Annotated in this window: 15 protein-coding genes; 7 read left to right on the top strand and 8 right to left on the bottom strand. The window is 53.6% G+C overall.

Annotated elements, in window-relative coordinates:
* Nucleotides 1-124: 124 nt before the first annotated feature.
* Nucleotides 125-1,660 (top strand): methyl-accepting chemotaxis protein, encoded by a 1,536-nt coding sequence (locus SRBAKS_RS06075; RefSeq protein ID WP_229594996.1) that lies wholly within the window; start codon nucleotides 125-127, stop codon nucleotides 1,658-1,660.
* Between the two features lie 176 nt (nucleotides 1,661-1,836).
* Here SRBAKS_RS06075 and SRBAKS_RS06070 read toward each other — a convergent pair whose 3' ends face one another.
* Complete coding sequence (locus tag SRBAKS_RS06070; RefSeq protein WP_229594994.1) at nucleotides 1,837-2,358, bottom strand: EF-hand domain-containing protein; 522 nt, start codon at nucleotides 2,356-2,358, stop codon at nucleotides 1,837-1,839.
* A gap of 686 nt (nucleotides 2,359-3,044) precedes the next feature.
* On the opposite strand from SRBAKS_RS06070, the gene SRBAKS_RS06065 reads away from it, so the two are divergent.
* Entirely contained in the window at nucleotides 3,045-4,922 is a 1,878-nt protein-coding gene (locus tag SRBAKS_RS06065; protein WP_229594992.1) for a methyl-accepting chemotaxis protein, read from the top strand.
* Nucleotides 4,923-5,040: 118 nt separating this feature from the next.
* On the opposite strand, the gene SRBAKS_RS06060 is transcribed toward SRBAKS_RS06065, so the two are convergent.
* The 4 genes from SRBAKS_RS06060 to SRBAKS_RS06045 form a co-directional block, all read right to left on the bottom strand.
* On the bottom strand, nucleotides 5,041-5,829 hold the full coding sequence (locus SRBAKS_RS06060) for a hypothetical protein (RefSeq protein ID WP_229594990.1): 789 nt from the start codon (nucleotides 5,827-5,829) through the stop codon (nucleotides 5,041-5,043).
* Nucleotides 5,830-5,832: 3 nt separating this feature from the next.
* Complete coding sequence (locus SRBAKS_RS06055) at nucleotides 5,833-7,509, bottom strand: DEAD/DEAH box helicase (protein WP_229594988.1); 1,677 nt, start codon at nucleotides 7,507-7,509, stop codon at nucleotides 5,833-5,835.
* A 143-nt stretch (nucleotides 7,510-7,652) separates the two neighbouring features.
* Nucleotides 7,653-8,432, bottom strand: coding sequence for an NAD kinase (locus tag SRBAKS_RS06050; protein WP_229594986.1), 780 nt, complete (start codon nucleotides 8,430-8,432; stop codon nucleotides 7,653-7,655).
* A 301-nt stretch (nucleotides 8,433-8,733) separates the two neighbouring features.
* Complete coding sequence (locus SRBAKS_RS06045) at nucleotides 8,734-10,041, bottom strand: citrate synthase (protein WP_229594979.1); 1,308 nt, start codon at nucleotides 10,039-10,041, stop codon at nucleotides 8,734-8,736.
* Nucleotides 10,042-10,452: 411 nt separating this feature from the next.
* Here SRBAKS_RS06045 and SRBAKS_RS06040 point away from each other — a divergent pair, with 411 nt between their 5' ends.
* The 3 genes from SRBAKS_RS06040 to SRBAKS_RS06030 all read left to right on the top strand — a co-directional run bounded on the left by SRBAKS_RS06040 (nucleotide 10,453) and on the right by SRBAKS_RS06030 (nucleotide 12,481).
* Nucleotides 10,453-11,517 (top strand): 4Fe-4S dicluster domain-containing protein, encoded by a 1,065-nt coding sequence (locus SRBAKS_RS06040; RefSeq protein WP_229594962.1) that lies wholly within the window; start codon nucleotides 10,453-10,455, stop codon nucleotides 11,515-11,517.
* Nucleotides 11,507-11,968: a 4Fe-4S ferredoxin gene (locus tag SRBAKS_RS06035; RefSeq protein ID WP_229594960.1), complete on the top strand. Its 462-nt coding sequence runs from the start codon at nucleotides 11,507-11,509 to the stop codon at nucleotides 11,966-11,968. The genes SRBAKS_RS06040 and SRBAKS_RS06035 overlap by 11 nt, the downstream gene beginning before the upstream one ends.
* Nucleotides 11,969-12,145: 177 nt before the next feature.
* Nucleotides 12,146-12,481 carry a tRNA-binding protein gene (locus SRBAKS_RS06030; RefSeq protein ID WP_229594958.1) on the top strand — a complete coding sequence of 112 codons (336 nt, stop codon included), beginning with the start codon at nucleotides 12,146-12,148 and terminating at the stop codon, nucleotides 12,479-12,481.
* A gap of 55 nt (nucleotides 12,482-12,536) precedes the next feature.
* On the opposite strand, the gene SRBAKS_RS06025 is transcribed toward SRBAKS_RS06030, so the two are convergent.
* From SRBAKS_RS06025 to SRBAKS_RS06015, 3 genes are all read right to left on the bottom strand, one after another.
* The gene (locus tag SRBAKS_RS06025) at nucleotides 12,537-13,148 is read right to left on the bottom strand and encodes a nitroreductase family protein (protein WP_229594957.1); all 612 of its coding nucleotides are present in this window, start codon (nucleotides 13,146-13,148) and stop codon (nucleotides 12,537-12,539) included.
* A 138-nt stretch (nucleotides 13,149-13,286) separates the two neighbouring features.
* Complete coding sequence (gene argC / locus SRBAKS_RS06020) at nucleotides 13,287-14,342, bottom strand: N-acetyl-gamma-glutamyl-phosphate reductase (RefSeq protein WP_229594956.1); 1,056 nt, start codon at nucleotides 14,340-14,342, stop codon at nucleotides 13,287-13,289.
* 10 nt (nucleotides 14,343-14,352) lie between these two features.
* On the bottom strand, nucleotides 14,353-14,640 hold the full coding sequence (locus tag SRBAKS_RS06015; RefSeq protein WP_229594955.1) for a DUF1844 domain-containing protein: 288 nt from the start codon (nucleotides 14,638-14,640) through the stop codon (nucleotides 14,353-14,355).
* A gap of 210 nt (nucleotides 14,641-14,850) precedes the next feature.
* Here SRBAKS_RS06015 and SRBAKS_RS06010 point away from each other — a divergent pair, with 210 nt between their 5' ends.
* Nucleotides 14,851-16,044 carry an efflux RND transporter periplasmic adaptor subunit gene (locus tag SRBAKS_RS06010; protein WP_229594954.1) on the top strand — a complete coding sequence of 398 codons (1,194 nt, stop codon included), beginning with the start codon at nucleotides 14,851-14,853 and terminating at the stop codon, nucleotides 16,042-16,044.
* Between the two features lie 3 nt (nucleotides 16,045-16,047).
* Entirely contained in the window at nucleotides 16,048-19,221 is a 3,174-nt protein-coding gene (locus SRBAKS_RS06005; protein ID WP_229594953.1) for an efflux RND transporter permease subunit, read from the top strand.
* Nucleotides 19,222-19,279: the final 58 nt, after the last annotated feature.

Raw genomic sequence — 19,279 nt, 5'->3', positions numbered from 1 at the left:
TTTACGATTGCTAAATGTCCCCCAATTGCTGTATTTTCTGTGTCAGGCATGGATTATGCTTGCTTTTTTATTTGCCAATATGTTTTTATGAGAGTGGGTTGCGTTTATTCAGGAGAAAATACAGATGACGAAACAGATTGTGGCAGGATTGGTGGTTGTTGGTCTTTTGCTTGCTTGTGGTTTGTACTTTTCAGGTAGTGTAGTTGGAGTGGCCTTGCATGTCGGGGCGATCGTATTGTTGCTGGGCTTTGTTCTTTTGCAGCAAATCAAATGTGATAAAGAACGTGTTGCTGCAATGCAGCAGGTAGGTCAACTCGTTGAAATGGATTTTTCGTCTTCAGAAGAATCCCTTAAAAAAAATCTGCACCCTAAACTCGCCGATAAAATAGATCGTTTGCGTGATGCTCTTGTTCACAAAATCGGAATCAGTGAGGCCATGATCAACAATATCATGACCCCCATGGTTGTTGTTGAACTCTGTGGCACTATTAAATGGATCAATGAAAGCACGCTCAAGCTTTTGGAAAAAGACGGGGTTCCTGAGGACTTTATTGGTAGCAACTTCTCTATGTTTTTCTATGGGGACAACCGGGAAACCGTGACAGAGCGGTGTATGAAAGAGGATAAGAAGCTCTTTGCCAAGACAGAGGTGACAGGGAGCAAGGGGACGGTCAAATATATTTCTGTTGCTGCGTCACCCATTTATGATTTGCAGGGTAAGCTTGTGGGGGGCTTTACCACGATCATGGATTTCACCAACGTCGTTTTGAAAGAACGCCATATAACGGAACAAAATACGCGAATAGCCAACGGCGTTGAGGAAGCAAGCAAGATATCTGAGCAGGTGGCTAGATCCTCCGACAAAATTCGATCTGAAGTCGCAGTTTCCAGCACGGGCATGCAAGAACAGCGAGATCGTGTGGAAGAAGTGGCGACCGCGATGATGGAAATGAACCAGACGATTCTGGAGGTTGCCAAAAATGCGGGAGGCGCGGCAGAGGTAGCGCGGCAGACACAGGATATCGCTCGTTCAGGATCAGGTCTTGTCAACGAGATGATCCAGGTCATGGATGAAGTGAATTCAAAGGCGGTAAATCTTCGTAAGGAAATGGGCGCGCTGGGGAAGCATAGCCAGGGAATTTCTTCCATTATGCAGGTCATCTCGGACATAGCTGATCAGACCAACCTGTTGGCCCTGAACGCAGCCATCGAGGCGGCCAGAGCGGGCGAAGCGGGCAGAGGGTTCTCCGTTGTAGCGGACGAAATCCGCAAGTTGGCGGAAAAGACCCTGCATGCCACGAAAAATGTTTCTGAATTCATTTCTGCCATTCAGGGAAGTTCGGACAAGAGTATTCAAGCCACGGATGAGACTGTACAGAGCATTGAGCAGGTGTCAGAGATGTGCGATGAGGCTGGAAAATCCTTGCAGGAAATTCTGGATTGTTCTCGTGACACCGCCTCGCAGGTGGAGAGCATTGCCACTGCTTCCGAAGAACAGTCCTCCGCCAGTGAGGAGATCAATCGGGCCGTGGATTCGGTTAATCTCATAGCCGGTGAGACCGCTGAATCCATGGAGACTGTGGCGCATTCCGTGGATGATCTGGCAAATCTGGCGGCAAAGCTGGATGAAAACATGCACGGCATGCAGGGCGAGGACTAGCGCTCGGCTGTGGGGACTAACGACAAACAGCCAAAGAAGTGGACCTTCGGCTGTATGGCAGTCAAGCGACATGTGACGGTGAAAGCTCTGCATCTCTCTCGTCCCTGAGGGAGATGCCCCCTCTGATAAGTACGGTCTCGACGCCATTGCGTCGAAAACCGGGGACGAATCATCTGCTAGCCCATCTGCGCCTGATACGCTTCCATGGCGAGGCGGGTTGTCATGCTGGACACGGCGCCATCACCCAAGCTTTCGAAAACGGACTTGAGGCTGGAGTCGCCACTCTGGAATGCCTGAAGCAGTTCGTCGAGAGTCACAACACCATCTTCATTCAGATCATACGTGTCGTATTCCTCTTCGTTTTCACTGCTGCTGGAGGAGTCTGCCGAACCGGAACCGGTTGCCGTCGCAGCCTGTTCCTGTGCGCCGGGAGGTGCCACAGGCATACCTTCTGCCATGTTTGCTTCAATGTCAGCGGTCAATTCCTTGGCAGTGATGAACCCGTCACCGTCCGTATCAATGGAATTGAAGCGCTCTTCATCCAGCGGTGTTTCATCGAGATTCAGCAGGCCGTCACCGTCTGCGTCATCCCTTTCGAAAATGGACGCGGCAATGTCATCCGAGCTTGGTTTCTCGCTCCTGGATAGCCCTGTCATCTGTCCCAGAGCAGACCCTGAGCCGATTGCTGAGATGCTCATACTACTCTCCTTTGTGTTGGAGGTTGATAAAGCGGCAAGAATTGCCTGCCTCTAGCCATGCGCTGTTGGCAGCAAGCAGCAGGCCAGCCTTCTGCAGAATTAGAATAAAAAATATTAAGAATTGTTAAGAAAATGAGGCTGTGACTTATCGGAGGAGGCGTTTTTGCTGCTGTCGCCCCTTTGCAACGGAATCGAAAAGGTGGCCCAGAGAAAGAATCTGTTGTTGGAGTCGGTTGTGTTAACGTTCAGTATTACGACCTGTTATGGAGTCTCATTGAGTGGGCGTTACGACGTGGCAAGCAATGGTTTGTATGTCGCGCTGTGATAACTATATAATTAAGATTTCTTGTATTCTACTCATTGCTTATGATGGTCGAGTATGCTGTATTTGGTATGTGATTAAAATAATAACTTTTAATACTGTTGTTAGTTTGTAAAGATTTTTTCTATAAGATGTATTGCTACAAAATAAATTGCTATTAAATGCGATTTCAACGTTTAAAATTGTGTAAAAATATAATTGTATGGTGATTTTTACTGTAAATTATCGCGTCAAAGGAAGATTATACAGAAATGAGTTTATTATGTACAATTTATAAACAAAAGTTTAAATCATCGATCAGAGTTATGGTGATCTCATTATAAAAGATTGCATGATAAAATCGTGCTGAACGGAGGGAGTACTTTTGTTTAAAGTAAAGTTGAGAGGGCAGCTTATTATTCCATTACTGGGGATTGTTATACTTGGAGTCGCTGTACTACAGGTGTTCAGCTACTTGAAATCTTCCGAAATTATTGAGGATGAAATCATTCATTCAATTGAACGAGACCAGAGCGCAGCGGTCAGAGCCGTTGATGATTGGGTCGACAATATGGTGGGCAACCTGTCCAACTGGAGTCGTAACGCACAGTTTGCCCAGGCTGTTCAAGGAGATTCGCAAGCAGTCGCCAGAGTGTCAGTCTTCACCGAAAATGCCTTGAATGACTTTCCCTGGTATGAAGCCCTTGCACTTGTGGGACAGGATGGGCAAGTGGTGGCTGCCAGCCCTGCAAGCTATGCCAGTCTCAATGTCTTTGATCGAGGGTATTTCAAAACCGCGATGGGAGGGGAGCTGGGCCGATCAAAACCACTTATCAGTAAAGCGACAGGGAGCCCAATCTTTGTCGCTTCTGCCCCGATCAGGGCAACAAACGGCGCTGTCGTCGGAGTATTGTTCGCTGTTATTCGTATCAATGATTTATATGACATGATCCTGTCTCCGATCAAGATCGGGAAAAATGGATATGCATTTGCCATTGACTCTACCGGAATTATTGTCGGACATCCCAACAAGAAATTTGTCATGGATCTCAATATCAGCAAATCCGGCTATGGCCAGGCCATGCTGAAACAACGGAACGGGATATATAAATACTATTTCGAAGAACAAAAGCAATGGAAGACCATGGTTTTTGGCGAGTCTGAAAAGGCGGGGTGGATTGTGGCTGTCACCGCGCCTCTCGGAGAGTTGATGAGTCCGTTGGACTCCATCAGAAATTCGGCAATTGTCGGGACATTGTTGATGCTGCTGGCTGTTGCCGGTGTCGTTTTCTTTATCGTTGGCCTTATTGCTAAGGCAACACAATCGTCTGTGGATATTCTCGAGAAGGTCGCGGAAGGCGATCTGGATATTTCCATCCCTGAAAAGAGCCTGCAGAAAGTGGACGAGATGGGCGATATGTCGCGTGCGCTGAATATGATGACGGGCAAACTCGCGGAAACCATGATCTCCATTAATCAAGCCACCGAAGAAGTGGCTTCAGGAAGCAATGAGCTTTCGGTGACGTCTGAGACGTTGGCTGAAGGAGCCAATACACAGGCTGCTAATATTGAGGAGGTTTCTTCCAGTGTGGAGCAGATAGTGAGCAGTATTCGTCGGAATGCAGAAAACGCGACCCAGACACAGAAGATCGCGTTACAGGTCGCAAACGACGCTGAAATTGGTGGCGCTGCCGTCTTGGAAACCGTGAAAGCCATGAAGGATATTGCCGAGAGGATCAGCGTGATCGAAGATATTGCCCGACAGACCAACCTGCTGGCTTTGAATGCGGCCATTGAAGCCGCACGAGCCGGTGAACATGGCAAGGGATTCGCCGTTGTCGCGGCAGAGGTGCGTAAACTCGCGGAGCATAGCGGCAATGCGGCGGCGGATATAAGCGAGCTGTCTGTTTCCAGCGTTGCAATAGCGGAAAAAGCCGGTGAAATGCTGGACAAGATCATTCCTGATATCAAGCAGACGGCTGAACTTGTGGATGAGATCGCTGCTGCGAGCAATGAACAGAATAGTGGCGCTTCAGAGATCAATGATTCGATTCAACAGCTGGATCGGATCATCCAATCCAATGCGTCCGTTTCTGAGGAGATGTCGTCCACAAGCCAGCAATTGGCTGGACAGAGTGAGTTGCTGCGTTCCGCTGTCGCCTTTTTCAGGTTTAATGGACAGCATAATGCTGGGGCGATAGGTGCTGACACCCATGTTCGTGTTGTGGCTTCGCCCCCTCTTGCTGCCCTTAGAGGGCGGTAGGAAAGGCGGCGGGCACCATACTCGGTGGGCCAGGTCGTATACTGATGAAAATGTAAGCCCGGGAACAGGTGTTTCCGGGCTTTATCGTGATGTGTACGGCCTGTGAAAGAAGAGCGGATCAGTGCGCGAATTGTTTCCGTATGGCGTTGAACAAGGCTGGTTTGCGATCATACTGGTGTACCAGGTGCGCTTGTTCGCCGACATCGTTGAGGATATATCCTTCGGCATCCTGGGCCGGTTCACCCTGGGTTTGTCCCAGGGTGAGAATGGGGCCGGAGTTGTCGAAAAGAGTCATATTGTCGAGCCGACCCGTATGGATGAGCATGTTGTGGATGGCCTGATCATATCCGGCCATACGGTGCGCAGGGACATATGTCCTGAGGCTGTCAGTCTGCTTTTCAAGATAATCCAGCATGGCTGGCTGGTCTGCAACGGTGGTGCCGGAGCAGGATATGGGCCTGTCTGCGAGTCGGGCAAGCATGTCGTCGCCGAGATGCCCCTGGACCCAATGACTGTTGTGCGGGCAGTTTCCTATGGTTGCGCTCCCATCTTCAAGGGTACAGCTGATGCCGTCCGGCCAGGGATATGAAAATGGTTCACGCTGGAAGATCACGTCGCGCACATCGGCGAGAAGGATGCGATCGTAGGTTTGACCGCATGTGGCAAGCCATTCCGTATACAGGAAGTACCGGAGCCCGTTATAGGGAATGTCTTTCAGGACCTCGGTGCGTTCTGTCGGGGTGATGGTCGCGCCATGTGCTGTGATTTTGTCCAGATCACGGGTCGTGTCGGACACAAACAACACAAGATCGCCCGCAAACGCCACCCTGTCGAGGGAGGCGAGAAACGGGCGAACATCACCGTAATGGTAGCCTGCTGCCAGGCCGAGGATTAGATTTTTAGTCACGGTCTAGCTGCCGGAGGGTTTCCTTCTTCTCCGTCGCCTGCGCCTTTTTGCCTTGGGCTTGCTCTCCCCTTCAGACTGCTTGGGCGCGTTGTCGCGGGGCTTATTGTCCGCCGGGCGTTCTTCCTGCCGTGGCTGCCGAGTTTCCTCGCGTTTGGGCTCACGTTTTTCCTGACGCGGTTCTTCGCGTTTGGGGCTGCGTTGTGGCTGCCGTTCACGGTAAGTACGGCTAGGCGCCTGACGTGGTTCCCGACCCATCTGTTTAGGTTTGGCTGGTCTGGACGGTTCCTGTTTTTGTTGGGGTTCGTCCGGTTTGCCGTGCAGGGTCGGTTGGTAAATGTCGTCCAGCAGCATGGCCAGCAGAGCCAGGGCTTCTTCATCTTCAGCATACTTTTTGGCCAGAGGCAGGAAGCGGGACACCCGCTCCTTCTGGATATTGGTCAGCTTGCGAAACCGTTTTTCAAGGATGGCTGTGAGGCGCTCCTCGATAATGGCCGTGACATCTTCCTCAGTGGGGTCCTTGATTTCTTCAAAGGTGATCTTGAAGCGGGAGGCGATACGCTCCAACTCCATCTTCTGGATGACGTCCACCATGGTGATGGCCGTGCCCGAAGCTCCGGCGCGCCCTGTGCGACCGGCACGGTGCACGTAGGATTCCGGGTCTTCCGGCGGCTCCATCATGAAGACGTGAGAGAGATCGGGAATGTCGATGCCGCGCGCCGCCACATCGGTGGCAACCAGGAAGCGCAACTCGCCGGCCTTGATCTGGGCCATGAGTTTTTCGCGTTTCTTCTGGGTTAGATCAGACGTCAGTCCTTCGGCGTCGAACCCGAACTGGGAGAGCAATGCGGCGGTAAATTCAACGTTGCGCTTTGTGTTGCAGAAAATGATGGCGGATGCCGGGTTTTCCAGCTCGATGAATTTGATGAGTTTGCGTTCCTTGCCCATGGCCTGCACTTCCACAAACTGGTGGGCGATGGATGAAATGTTTTCTTCATCACTGGACAGGTTCAAAAATTCAGGCTTGTGCATGAATTCTTCCGCCAGCCGGAGTACGGACGGGGGAAAGGTGGCCGAGAACATGAACGCGCCCACGAGATCGCGCGGCAGGTAGCGTTTTACTTCCACCATGTCGGGGTAGAAACCGACGGAGAGCATGCGGTCGGCTTCGTCAAAGAGCAATACTTTGAGATCGTCGAGGATAAGGTTGCGGCGCATGAGGTGGTCCAGGATACGCCCGGGGGTGCCGACAACGAGGTGAACGCCGTTGCGGAAGGCATCGACCTGTTCCTTGTAGCCCACGCCACCATAAACGGCCACGACCTTGAGGCCGTCCTTGCCGGACAGCATGGTGGCTTCCTGAGCAACCTGCTGGGCCAGTTCGCGAGTGGGGACCATGATCAGGGCCTGACAGGCCGGGCGGGAAGCATCGAGTTTTTCAATGAGCGGCAGCACGAATGCGCCGGTTTTGCCGGAGCCGGTCCGGGCCTGGACCATGACGTCCTGTCCCTGAATAAGATACGGCAATGCTTTTTGCTGTACGGGCATCAGTTTGTCCCAGCCTGCGCGATCACAGGCGGCCCGCATGGCATCGGACAAGTCTTCAAAGGCCATTTCCGGGAACAGGGTCTCCGGTTTGGCCTCGTCTGTCCCTGTCTCAGGGGTTTGGTTTTCGTTTTCCATTTTTACCTACAATGTATGATGTGAATTCCGACCAAATGAGTAATATAGTAAAGAGGGTCGGAATATGAAATTCGGGTTGAAATCGAGGCACAGTATACTTTTATTCGTCAATTGTACAATGGCCTCAAGGGAATGGCCCGTTTCTAGTGGACGAATTGTTCGTTGAAAATGCGTTCTTCCAGCGAGTGGTCCGGGTCAAAGAGGACACAGACGGATTTGGATTTGTCTTCCTTGACAAGAATATGTTTGATGTCGCGGACTTCGTAGGAATCAGCCGTTGCCCCCACTGGGCGATAATCCGCGCCAAGGACCTCGAACTCCACAACTGCCGAGTGCGGCAGAAGCGCCCCGTTCCAGCGGCGGGGACGGAACGGACAGACCGGTGTCAGCGCGAGCACGTTGGCTCCCAGCGGTATGATGGGGCCACGCGCCGAAAGATTGTAGGCCGTGCTCCCGGCCGGAGTGGCGACCATGACGCCGTCGCAGACCAGATTGTCCAGCCGTTCCCTGCCATTGATCAGGACACGGAGATTGGCCGACTGCTGGGAGTAGCGCAACAGGGCTACTTCGTTAAAGGCGAGGGCTGTATGGCGTTCGCCCCAGACCGTCGTTGCCTCCATGACCAGCGGGTTGAGCGTTTGCTTTCGGGCCTTGTTGAGGCGCTCCAGCAGGTTGTCCGGGTTGAACTGGTTGAGCAGGAAGCCGATGGTCCCCCGGTTCATGCCGTAAATGGGCAGGTCGCGGTCCGTGTTGTTATGGATGGTCTGGAGAATGAACCCGTCACCACCCAGCGCTACCAAAGCGTCTGCTTCCTCGATATCGACGAAAGTGTAGCGGTCGGACAGGAGCTCAAGCCCTTCCTGGCCTTTGTCCGTGTCCGAAGCCAGACAGGCGATCTTGTTGATCTTCCGGGTGGTGTTCATGGTGAAGTGTCCTTTGAACGTGAAATTCCTGATGCAATCATTACACCGACTCATGTTCAAGGTAAAGCGTTGGTGTATAAGCCGATTGGGTTGTTAAAGGGAGGGGCGTTCGGTCCTTGCCGCCAGACGAGAGCGGGGCGCGGACAATTCCCTTCGGGGAGTATCAAGCAGAAAATGGTACTCCCGGCGTTGTTTGGTTTTGAACGAGTGTGTTCAGATAAACTGCTATTTCAAATGGTTGTAAAAGCGAACGCCCCTTTTCGAGGGGCGTTCGTGCATGTGCTTTTGTGCGTGTCGCTGCCTACAGGCGAGTGTCCACGGGGATGTACTTTCTCGGCTTCTTGCCGGTGTAGATCTGACGGGGACGGTGAATTTTGGTCACGCCGTCCGTGTTGGTTTCGTTCCAGTGAGCGATCCAGCCGGGCATGCGGCCGATGGCGAACATCACCGGGAACATGTTCACCGGGATACCCAGCCCGCGCAGAATGATGCCCGAATAGAAGTCGACATTGGGGTAGAGCTTGCGTTCGGTAAAGTATTCGTCGTTCAAGGCCACTTCGGCCAACTCCAGGGCGATGTCGAGCAGCGGATCATCGTATCCTGTGGAGTTGAGCATGTCGTGGGCTGCCTCACGCAGTATTTTTGCGCGCGGATCAAAGGATTTGTAGATGCGGTGACCAAATCCCATCAGCCTGACTTCCTTGCGTTTGACCTGCTCGATGTACTCGGGGATGGAGGTCTCTCCGTCCCTGATTTTTTCAAGCATGTGGACCACGCCGGCGTTGGCTCCGCCGTGCAGGCGGCCCCACAGGGCGCAGATGCCGGCCGAGACCGAGGCGAACAGGTTGGCTTCCGTGCTCTGGACCATGCGCACGGTGGAGCAGGAGCAGTTTTGCTCATGGTCGGCATGCAGCAGGAAGAAGAGCGTCAGGGCGCGGACCTGTGCGTCAGTAGGCTCGAAGTGCTTGTGCGGGATGGAGTGCATCATATGCAGGAAGTTGCGGCAGTATGAAAGCTTGGGGTCCGGGTACATGAAAGGCAGTCCCTGGGCCTTGCGATAGGACCACGCCGCGATGGTGCGCACCTTGGAGATGATCTTGGCCGCGGCGCGGAGGAATTCATCCTTATTGGTGATTTCCAGCAGGTCCGGATGGTAGCAGCCAAGGGCGTTGATGACCGCGGACAGAATGGCCATGGGGTGTCCGTTGGACGGGAAGCCTTCGAAGTGGTGGCGCAGATCTTCGTGCAGGAGTTCCTGCTCATCAAGGATGCCGCGAAATTCCTGACGTTCGGCACGGGTGGGCAGTTCTCCGAAAATCAGCAGGTAGGCTGTTTCGATGAAAGTGCCGTGAGCTGCGAGCTCTTCGATAGGATAGCCGCGATAGCGCAGGATACCGTTTTCGCCATCGACAAAGGTGATATCACTGGTGCAGGAACCTGTGTTTCCGTATCCGGGATCAAAGGTAATATAGCCTGTTTCAGTTCGGAGCGAAGTGATATCAATGGCGTGTTCGTTTTCTGTGCCTACGAGGACAGGCAGTTCGATGGACTTACCATCGATTGTAAGTGTTGCGGTCTTGTCGGGGCAGAAAGGGTAGTCTTTGCTCATAATATAATCCTCAATAAAAAACAAAAGGCGAGCCACCCGAAGAGATCGGGATGACGAATATAATTTGGTTGTTTGGGCCAGATGTCGATGACCTTCAGAGTGAGGTCAGCCTAAGCGACAGATCGTATTTTGGTGAGAGTAGGCTCATCAATTCAAGGGAGATTACTAGCTCAATTGGTCACTGTTTGTCAAATGTATGCACGGTTTCCACGCTTAAAGTGGTGTTATTACATTAAGTTGGTGTATTTTATTCCTAAATGTGCAGTGAGACCCTCTATACCTTTTTTGGGGTTGGCTGCTTTGAGGTTGGGTTCTTGACAAAAGAAATAATACCCCTATAGGGTATATTGGTTGTCGTAACAACATGATTTAAAAATGGTGGAACAAACCAATGCGAGGTTGTGAAGCATCATGTCAAAGAATAAAAAACAGGTCGGTGCTGTCAGTCGGCGCGGTTTCCTGAAAGCGTTGGGCGTAGGCGGGGCGGGGATGCTCATTCCTACCGGCGCAATGGCGGCTCAGGAGCGCGTGCCTTCTTCTTCCGAAGGCGAACTGGCGACTCTGCTGGATCTTTCCAAGTGTATTGGCTGTGGGGAGTGCGTCAACGCATGTCGTGAATCGAATGCGTCAAAGTTTCCCGAACCAGTCAAGCCGTACCCGGACATGCTGCCGGCCAAACGGGCCAAGACTGAAGACTGGTCGGACAAGCGGGATGTCGATGATCGTTTGACGCCATACAACTGGCTCTCCCTGCAGAACGCCGAAGTGACGTACAAGGGTGAGGACTATGACATCAATATACCCCGGCGGTGTATGCATTGTCAGAATCCGCCGTGTGCGAACATGTGTCCTTTCGGCGCTGCCAACAAGGAGCTTTCCGGTATCACGAAAATCAATGATGCGCTGTGTATGGGAGGAGCCAAGTGTCGGGCTGTCTGCCCGTGGCATATCCCCCAGCGGCAGTCCGGGGTCGGCCTGTACCTGAACCTTATGCCCCGGCTCGCTGGCAACGGCGTCATGTACAAATGTGACCGGTGCTATCAATTGCTGGACAAAGGCGAACTGCCTGCCTGTATTGCTGTGTGTCCCGAGGATGTGCAGACCATCGGGCCCCGCCACGAGATCGTGGCCAGGGCCAAGGCCCTTGCAGCCGAGATGGACGGTTTCATCTACGGGTTGGAGGAGAACGGCGGGACAAATACCCTGTATGTTTCTCCGGTTCCATTCGAGATGATCAATCAGGTCATTGACAAGGATTCCGGCAAGGGCGTCGGCAAGAAGGCCAACAAAGGTCGTAAAAAGGGGCTTGGCCCCGGCAAACCGCACATGGATGCGGTCAAGGATGTCATGGCGGATGAAACCAACCTGGCCACGGCGACGTTGGTTGCGCCGATCGCGGGTATAGCTGCCGGGTTCCTGGGCCTGGCCTCCCGGCTTTCCACGGGCTCCGAAGAAGGAGGCGACGATGCAAGTTAGACCGTATTCCGCATGGATTTCCCGTTTGTTCATACTGGCCGTCGCGTCCCTGACCTTGACCGGGTTCATGCAGATGCCCCTGGCCAAGCGATATTATGTGACCATGGTTCCGGGCCTTGCATGGACCGGGGATTTCTTTCTGGTGCACAAGCTCCACTACCTGCTGGCAACCCTGCTGTTGTTCGTGGTAGGCCTTGTGGTCGTCAACTGGATAAAAGGATGGAACCGGCAGCTCTCTCTGACACCGCTCGGTATGGCTCGCGTTGGCGTGGTGGCCGGTCTGGTCGTCAGCGGAGGATTGCGGGTTTACCGTAACCTGCCCGGAGTGACCCTGCATCCAATGGCAATTCTGACTATCGAATGGGTCCATCTGGTGCTGGTTATGGTCCTGGGTGTCCTGGCGCTGGTCGCGCTGCTCAGGAACTGTTCGGCATATGCCGTCCGAAAGTAGTTTCAAGCCACTCTCTCTCTACCATAGTTGAAAAGGGAACCCTCGGGTTCCCTTTTCTCTGTCTGAGGTCACTGGACTGCTCTTAATGCGGGTGGTACGTCGGAGTGCAACTAATCAGCCATGATCTCATGATCTTCAGGCACGGAAAATACGATGAACAATGTGGAGGAGCGATCCATGGAAACGATAGGATGGGGCGATTTCGAAAAAGTGGAACTGCGTGTGGGAACCATTTTGAAGGCCGAGGAATTTCCTGAAGCACGTGTACCGGCCTACAAACTCTGGGTGGATTTCGGGGATGAAATCGGCGTGCGCAAATCCAGTGCCCAGATCACCGAGGTCTATGCTCTTGAAGAGTTGGCGGGTAAGCAGGTGATCGGGGTCGTGAATTTTCCTTCCAAGCAGATCGGTCCCGTGAAGTCGGAGTGTCTGGTCACCGGGTTTTACGGTGCAGACGGCGTTGTTCTGGCCGTGCCGGACAGACAGGTGCCCAATGGTCTGAAGCTGGGGTAGTCAATGGAAAGGCACAAGGCCGGTTGAACAAAGGGTTCAACCGGCCTTGTGGAAATTAATCCAGAATAATCTCTTCAATGGACTGACGCCACGCCTTGGGCTGGATTTCATTGCCTGGCTTCATGTGTCCCACTGCGATGAGCATGGGAATCCAGTAGTTGTCAGGGATGTTGAACTCCTTGCGTACGCCCTCATGATCGAACCCGTCCATGGGGTGCGTGTGCAACCCGTGATGGGTGGCGGCATACATTATCGACATGGCGAACAGGCCTGCGTTTTTGTTGGCAAACGCCTGGCTCGCTTCCTCGCTGTTGCCGTACAGCGCCTTGGTGGTACTGATGAACCAGTCCCGTTGTTCGGGTTGCAGATCCTTGGCAAAATGCTTTTCCAGAGTGTCGCAGCCTTCTTTCCATCCATCACGATCGGCGAGTATGATCAGGACTGCCGGTGCTTCAGTGACCTTGGGCTGGTCAAATGCCAAGGCGCGCAACACCTGTTTGCGTTTGGGGTCGCGGATTATCTTGACCTTCCAGGGTTGCAGATTGAAGCTGGACGGGGATTCGGCAGCGTCTTCGAGTATGGCTGTAAGGGTGCTCTCGGAGATGTCCCTTTCAGGATCGAAGAAGTTTATGGCTCTTCTGTTGTCGAGAATGTCGTTGAATTCCATGCTGTGTACCCTCATTGATTTACGGTTTATTCTGAGATTGTCTGAATTCTGAGACTGTCTTTCATAATAATCATTATTGAGAAAAAGAAAAGGCCACCAGTTTGGTGGCCTTGATCTTTGTCGGGAGAGGGCGATTGTCTAGGGCATCATTGGGGCCATGGGCAGCCCTTCGTCGATATCCAGGCCGCAGATCAGGTTGGCGTTCATGAGCGCCTGGCCAGATGCGCCACGACACAGATTGTCGATGGCCGAGAGAATGATCAGCCGGTTTGTCCGAGGGTCGACCACCACGCCGATATCGCAGAAGACCGTGCCACGCACAAACCGGGTTTCCGGCAGTTGCCCTTTGGGCAGGACACGGACCAACGGCTTGTCGGAGTAGAACTCGGTGTAAGCTGCGTGGACCGCGTCGAGGTCCATGTTCGTATTCAGCTTGGTATAGATGGTGGACAGGATGCCACGGTCGATAGGCAGCAGGTGCGTATTGAATGAAATGGTCATGTTCGCGCCGCCGAGCTTGGAAAGCTCCTGTTCGATTTCGGGTGCATGGCGGTGCGCCGGCAGGCTGTATGCGCGAAAGTTGTCGGCCACTTCACAGAAGAGTGTGCCCACTTTGGCTCCGCGTCCGGCTCCGGAAGCCCCGGACTTGGCGTCAATGACGATGTCATCGGTCGCAATGAATCCGCCGGACAGGGCCGGTGCCAGGCCGAGGATGGAAGAGGTCGGGTAACATCCCGGGTTGGCGATGAGGCGTGCGCCCATGATCTGGTCCAGATACAGCTCCGGCAGGCCGTACACGGCTTCGCTCAGAAGCTGGGGCTCGGTATGCTCTACATCGTACCACTCTTCATACGTGGTTTTGTCATTGATGCGGAAGTCGGCGGACAGGTCCACGACCTTCACCCCTTCCGCGAGCAGAGCGGCGGCGATTCCCATGGCGGTCTTGTGCGGTACTGCCAGGAAGACCACATCACACTCGGCAGCCAGGTCAGCGGGATCCGGCTGGGTGATGACCAGCTCGCCCAGCGGGAGCCGGTGGAGGAACGGATAGATGTCGGCAAGCTTCTTGCCTGCTTCGGCGCGAGAGGTGACGCGCACCAGCTCCATGGAGGAGTGGTGGGTCATGAGCCGGGACAATTCCATGCCGGTGTAGCCGGTGACACCCACCAGCCCGGCTTTGATTATGTGGGACATGTTTATGAACCTACTTGATTTTATTCACATACGACATGCGTAGATTGTACACTATGTCGCAGAGCAGTTTTTTTTCGTTGTCGTCCAGGCCGTTGTCAAACTTGTCCTTGAGCATGCCGAGCACATCAATGGTGTGCTTTGCCAGCTGGGGGTGGACTTCCACCTGTCCTGTACCCGGGTCGGCGGCTTCGCCCAGAGCGACCATGGCTGAGGAGGAAAGTGAGTATATGAATGTCGTGAAATTGATATCCAGGGGAATGCCCTGCATGGGATTTTCTTTACAGGTGTTATCAGCCATTTGTTCGCTCCATACGGATTTATGCAGTTGTCACTGCTCGTTCAGTACGGGCTGTATGCCACAGAGTCAATATACACGGCTCAGCCGGACAAAAAAGATTCCTACTTATTAAAATCATAGTGTACATAATTTCGCTTTCAGTCTAGGATATCTGGAAATAGTGCATAATTTGGAAATCGTTTAAATTTATTCTAATAAAGGTCTCGCGTTATGGTGAAAAACGGATTGCGGTATGCTGGTCTCCTGGCTTTGGTGTTGCTCGTCCTGTCAAGCGCACTGGGTTGTTCCGGTGAAGAAAAGAAAGAAGCGGCCAAGGCATCGCAGGATCCAGTGCCCATGAAGGTCATCAAGGCCGAAGTGCGTAACATGCCTCAATGGGGCGAGTTCGTGGGCCAGGTCAGTGCCAAGGAGTCTGTTGAAGTGCGCGCCCGCGTAGCCGGGTTCCTTCAGGAGCGGAAGTTTGAGGAAGGCAGGCAGGTCAAGAAAGGCGATCTGCTTTTTGTCATTGACCCCAAACCGTTCCAGGAAGACTTGAAACAGGCTCAGGCTGTCGTCGCATCCAACTCCGCGTTGCTGACAAAGTCGAAAAAGGACTACGTACGCTTCAAGAAACTCTTTGATGAGGGCGTTGTCAGTCGAGATGAGTTCGAGAGCCATCAGACCGAGCGGGCCACGTATCAGGCCCAGCTCAATGACAGTAAGGCCAAGATGGAGAACGCCAGGATTCAGCTTGGCTATACCAAAATTTATGCTCCCATCGACGGCCTTATCAGTCGGGTACAGGTGGACGTCGGCAACCTCGTGGGACAAGGTGAAAACACGCTGCTTGCCACCATCTCTTCCCAGGATCCCATTTATGTCAGTTTCAGCGTCAGTGAAACAGATTATATCCGTGCTGTGCGCGATCAGAGAACAAAGGAAGCAGGGCGAGCCATCAAGATGATTCTTTCCGATGGTAGTGAATATGAGCAGCCCGGCGCTTTCGATATGATTGATCCGACCATTGACCCGCAGACCGGTTCTCTTGGTATTCGTGTGGTTTTCGCGAACCCGGACAATATTCTCCGTCCCGGTCAGTATGCCAAGATTCGGGTGATGATCGCCGAAAGTCAGGATGCCGTGGTTGTCCCCAGTGTGGGCGTCATGGATACACAGGGCATGAAATCCCTGTATGTGGTCGATGAGGACGGTGTCATCAAGAGCCAGCCCGTGAAGATCGGTTTTGAAACCAACAATATGATTGTGATTAAAGAAGGATTGAAAGCGGGCGATCTGGTCATCGTTGACGGTGTGCGCAGGGTTCGCCCCGGCATGCAGATCAAACCCATTGTGGTCCCCATGACTGCTGACGGACAGTCTGAAGCACCGGCTGCCGCACCAGCGGCTGAAGACAAGGCGGAGTAAGGCATGATCCGCTTTTTCATAGATAGACCCATTTTTGCTTCGGTGATGGCCATCATCATCCTGCTGGTGGGTGGGTTGTCCATTTTTGCTCTCCCCATTGCCCAGTATCCAGAGATCGCGCCGCCATCGGTCCGGGTCAGCACCACCTATACCGGTGCGGATGCACAGACGGTCATGGAATCCGTGGCCACTCCCATTGAGGAGCAGGTCAACGGCGCGCAGGACATGATGTACATGTCTTCGATTTCGGCCAACGACGGTTCCATGAACCTGACGGTCACCTTTGAGCTGGGGCGTGATCTCGAACTGGCCACCGTGGACGTGCAGAACCGCGTGAACCTGGCGTCGCCGCAGCTTCCGCAGGAAGTTAGGAACACCGGTGTCAGCGTTCGCAAACAGTCGCCCGATATCGTCCTGATCATCAACCTGACCTCGGATAATCCCGCTTACAATACGCTGTTTCTCAACAACTACGCAAAGATCAATCTCTATGATGCGCTCAAACGTATTCAGGGCGTCGGCGACGTCTCCCTGTTCGGCGATCAGGATTATGGTATGCGCATTTGGTTGAATCCGGATAAGCTGACTGCGTACGGCTTGACCGTGACTGATGTCATCAACGCCGTGAAAGAACAAAACGTTCAGGCTCCGGCCGGACAGATCGGCATGCCTCCGTCCCCCAAGGATCAGCAATTCCAGATGTCCCTGCGAGTCAAAGGGCGTCTGTCGGAACCGGAGGAATTTGGCAATATAATCGTCAAGGCCAACGAAGACGGCAGCTCTGTCAAGGTGCAGGATGTGGCCCGTGTGGAATTGGGGGCCAAGAACTATTTCACCTTTGCCCGACTGAACGGCCAGGATACCGCGTCCATTCTCATTTATCAGTTGCCGGGTGCAAACGCTCTGGACGTGGCTGATGCCGTGTACAAGACCATGGACGAATTGTCGCAGTCCTTCCCTGAAGGTGTCAAATATCAAATCCCCTACAACACAACGTTGTTTGTCAGTTCCTCTATTGACGAGGTTATGGTCACTCTGATCGAGGCATTGGTTCTCGTCTTTTTAGTGGTCTTCATCTTTTTGCAGAACTGGCGCACGACCATCATTCCCATGGTCTGTGTACCGGTTTCGCTGATTGGTACGTTTGCGCTTTTCCCGTTGCTCGACTTCTCCATCAACACCCTGACTCTTTTCGGACTGGTGTTGGCTATCGGCATCGTGGTCGATGACGCCATTGTTGTGGTCGAGGCCACCCAGCGCTTCATCGATGACGAGGGACTTTCGCCCAAAGAGGCGACCAAAGCCGCCATGAAACAGGTCACCGGTCCGGTCATCGCCAGTACGCTGGTGCTTATCGCCGTGTTCATTCCTGTTGCGTTTATGGGCGGTATTACCGGTCAGTTGTACAAGCAGTTCGCGCTGACGCTGTCCGTGTCCGTGGCCATCTCGTCGATCAACGCTCTGACATTGTCTCCGGCATTGTCAGCCCTGTTGCTCAGACCGTACACACCCATCCGTGGACCGCTTGGCTGGTTCTTTGAGAAGTTCAACGTGACCTTTGAATGGGTAACGAAGCGATACAATAGTGCCGTGAGCGCACTGGTTCGTCGGGCTGTCTTGGGCATTCTCGTGGTGCTCATTGTGGTTGTGGGGTGTGCGGGGCTGTTCAAGATCCTGCCGTCCGGCTTTGTGCCTGATGAGGATCAGGGCTACTTCATCGTCAATGCCATGCTCCCTGAGGGCGCGTCGCTTGAGCGTTCCAACGCAGTGGCCAAAAAGGTCGAGGCGTACTTCAAGGATGCCGAAGGCGTTCGGAGCTTGGTCAGCCTCGGCGGGTTTAGTCTGCTCACCGGTGCATATTCCTCATATAACTCCGCATTCTTCGTGGTTCTGGACGACTGGTCCGAGCGGACCACGCCCGAGTTGACGTCAAACGCCATAATGGCCAAGGCACAGAAAGCTTTCTGGGGTATTCAGGAAGCCATTGTCGTGGGCTTTGGTCCGCCGCCCATCCGTGGCCTGAGTTCCACAGGCGGCCTTCAGTTTGAGTTGCAGGACAAGACCGGCGGCTCCATTGAGGAGTTGGCAGCAGTGTCCGCTTCCTTCATGGCCGAGGCCAAGAAATTGCCTGAAATCAGTAATGTGTTTACCACCTTTTCCGCGCATGTTCCTCAGTATGATGTGAGCATTGACCGCGAAAAGGCCAAGAAGCTCGGTGTGCCGGTCAACGACGTCTTCCAGACGTTGCAGACCTATCTGGGCGGCTATTATATCAATGACTTCAACAAGTACGGGCGTACCTATCGCGTCATGGCTCAGGCCGAGTCCCAGTTCCGCACGCGCATCGAAGACCTGAACCAGTTCTACATGCGTTCGGCAGACAATCAGATGGTGCCTTTGTCCACACTGAGTCGTTCCGACCGGATTACCGGGCCGGAATATGTCCAGCGGTATAATATCTACCGCACAGTCGAGATAACCATGTCGCCGACGGAAGGGTACAGCTCCGGTCAGGCCATGGCCGCGCTGGAAGCTCTGGCTCGCAAGAGCCTGCCCCAGGGGTATGGCTATGACTGGTCAGGTATCGCCTATCAGGAGAAGAACTCCGGTGGTGAAGCCGGGATGATCTTCGGGCTCGCCATCATCATGGTCTTCCTGGTTCTAGCAGCGCAGTATGAGAGCTGGACCACACCGTTCGCGGTTATCTTCTGTGTGCCGCTTGGTATCTTTGGTGCCATGTCCTCGCAGTGGATACGCGGGCTGGAGAACAACGTCTATGCGCAGATCGGGTTGATCATGCTCATCGGTCTGGCGGCCAAAAACGCCATTATGATCGTTGAATATGCCAAGGAAAAGCATGACGAAGGCATGGACTTGCGGGAAGCGGCCATGGCAGCCGCCAGTCTGCGTTTCCGGCCGATTCTGATGACCTCGTTCGCCTTTATCCTCGGTGTTATCCCGCTGGTATGGGCAGCCGGGGCCGGTTCGGCCAGCCGCCATGCTCTGGGCACTTCGGTGTTCGGTGGCATGATCGCGGCAACCCTGCTCGGCGTGCTGGTGGTACCGGCGTTGTATACCGCCATTCAAGGCGCTGGTTCGGCGCTTGGCTCGAAGTTGCGGAGTGGAGTGGCCAACCCGAGAGAGGGTGACAAGCCGGACGCCGGAGGCGATACGTAGCCACCAGAAAACATGTGCCTATGAAAGGCCGTCCAATTTGGGTGGCCTTTTTTTCGTC

This window comes from Pseudodesulfovibrio sediminis (assembly GCF_020886695.1).
GTDB lineage: Bacteria > Desulfobacterota > Desulfovibrionia > Desulfovibrionales > Desulfovibrionaceae > Pseudodesulfovibrio > Pseudodesulfovibrio sediminis.
Note: the sequence above shows the minus strand (reverse complement) of the source record. Positions and strands in the feature narration are given on the sequence as shown.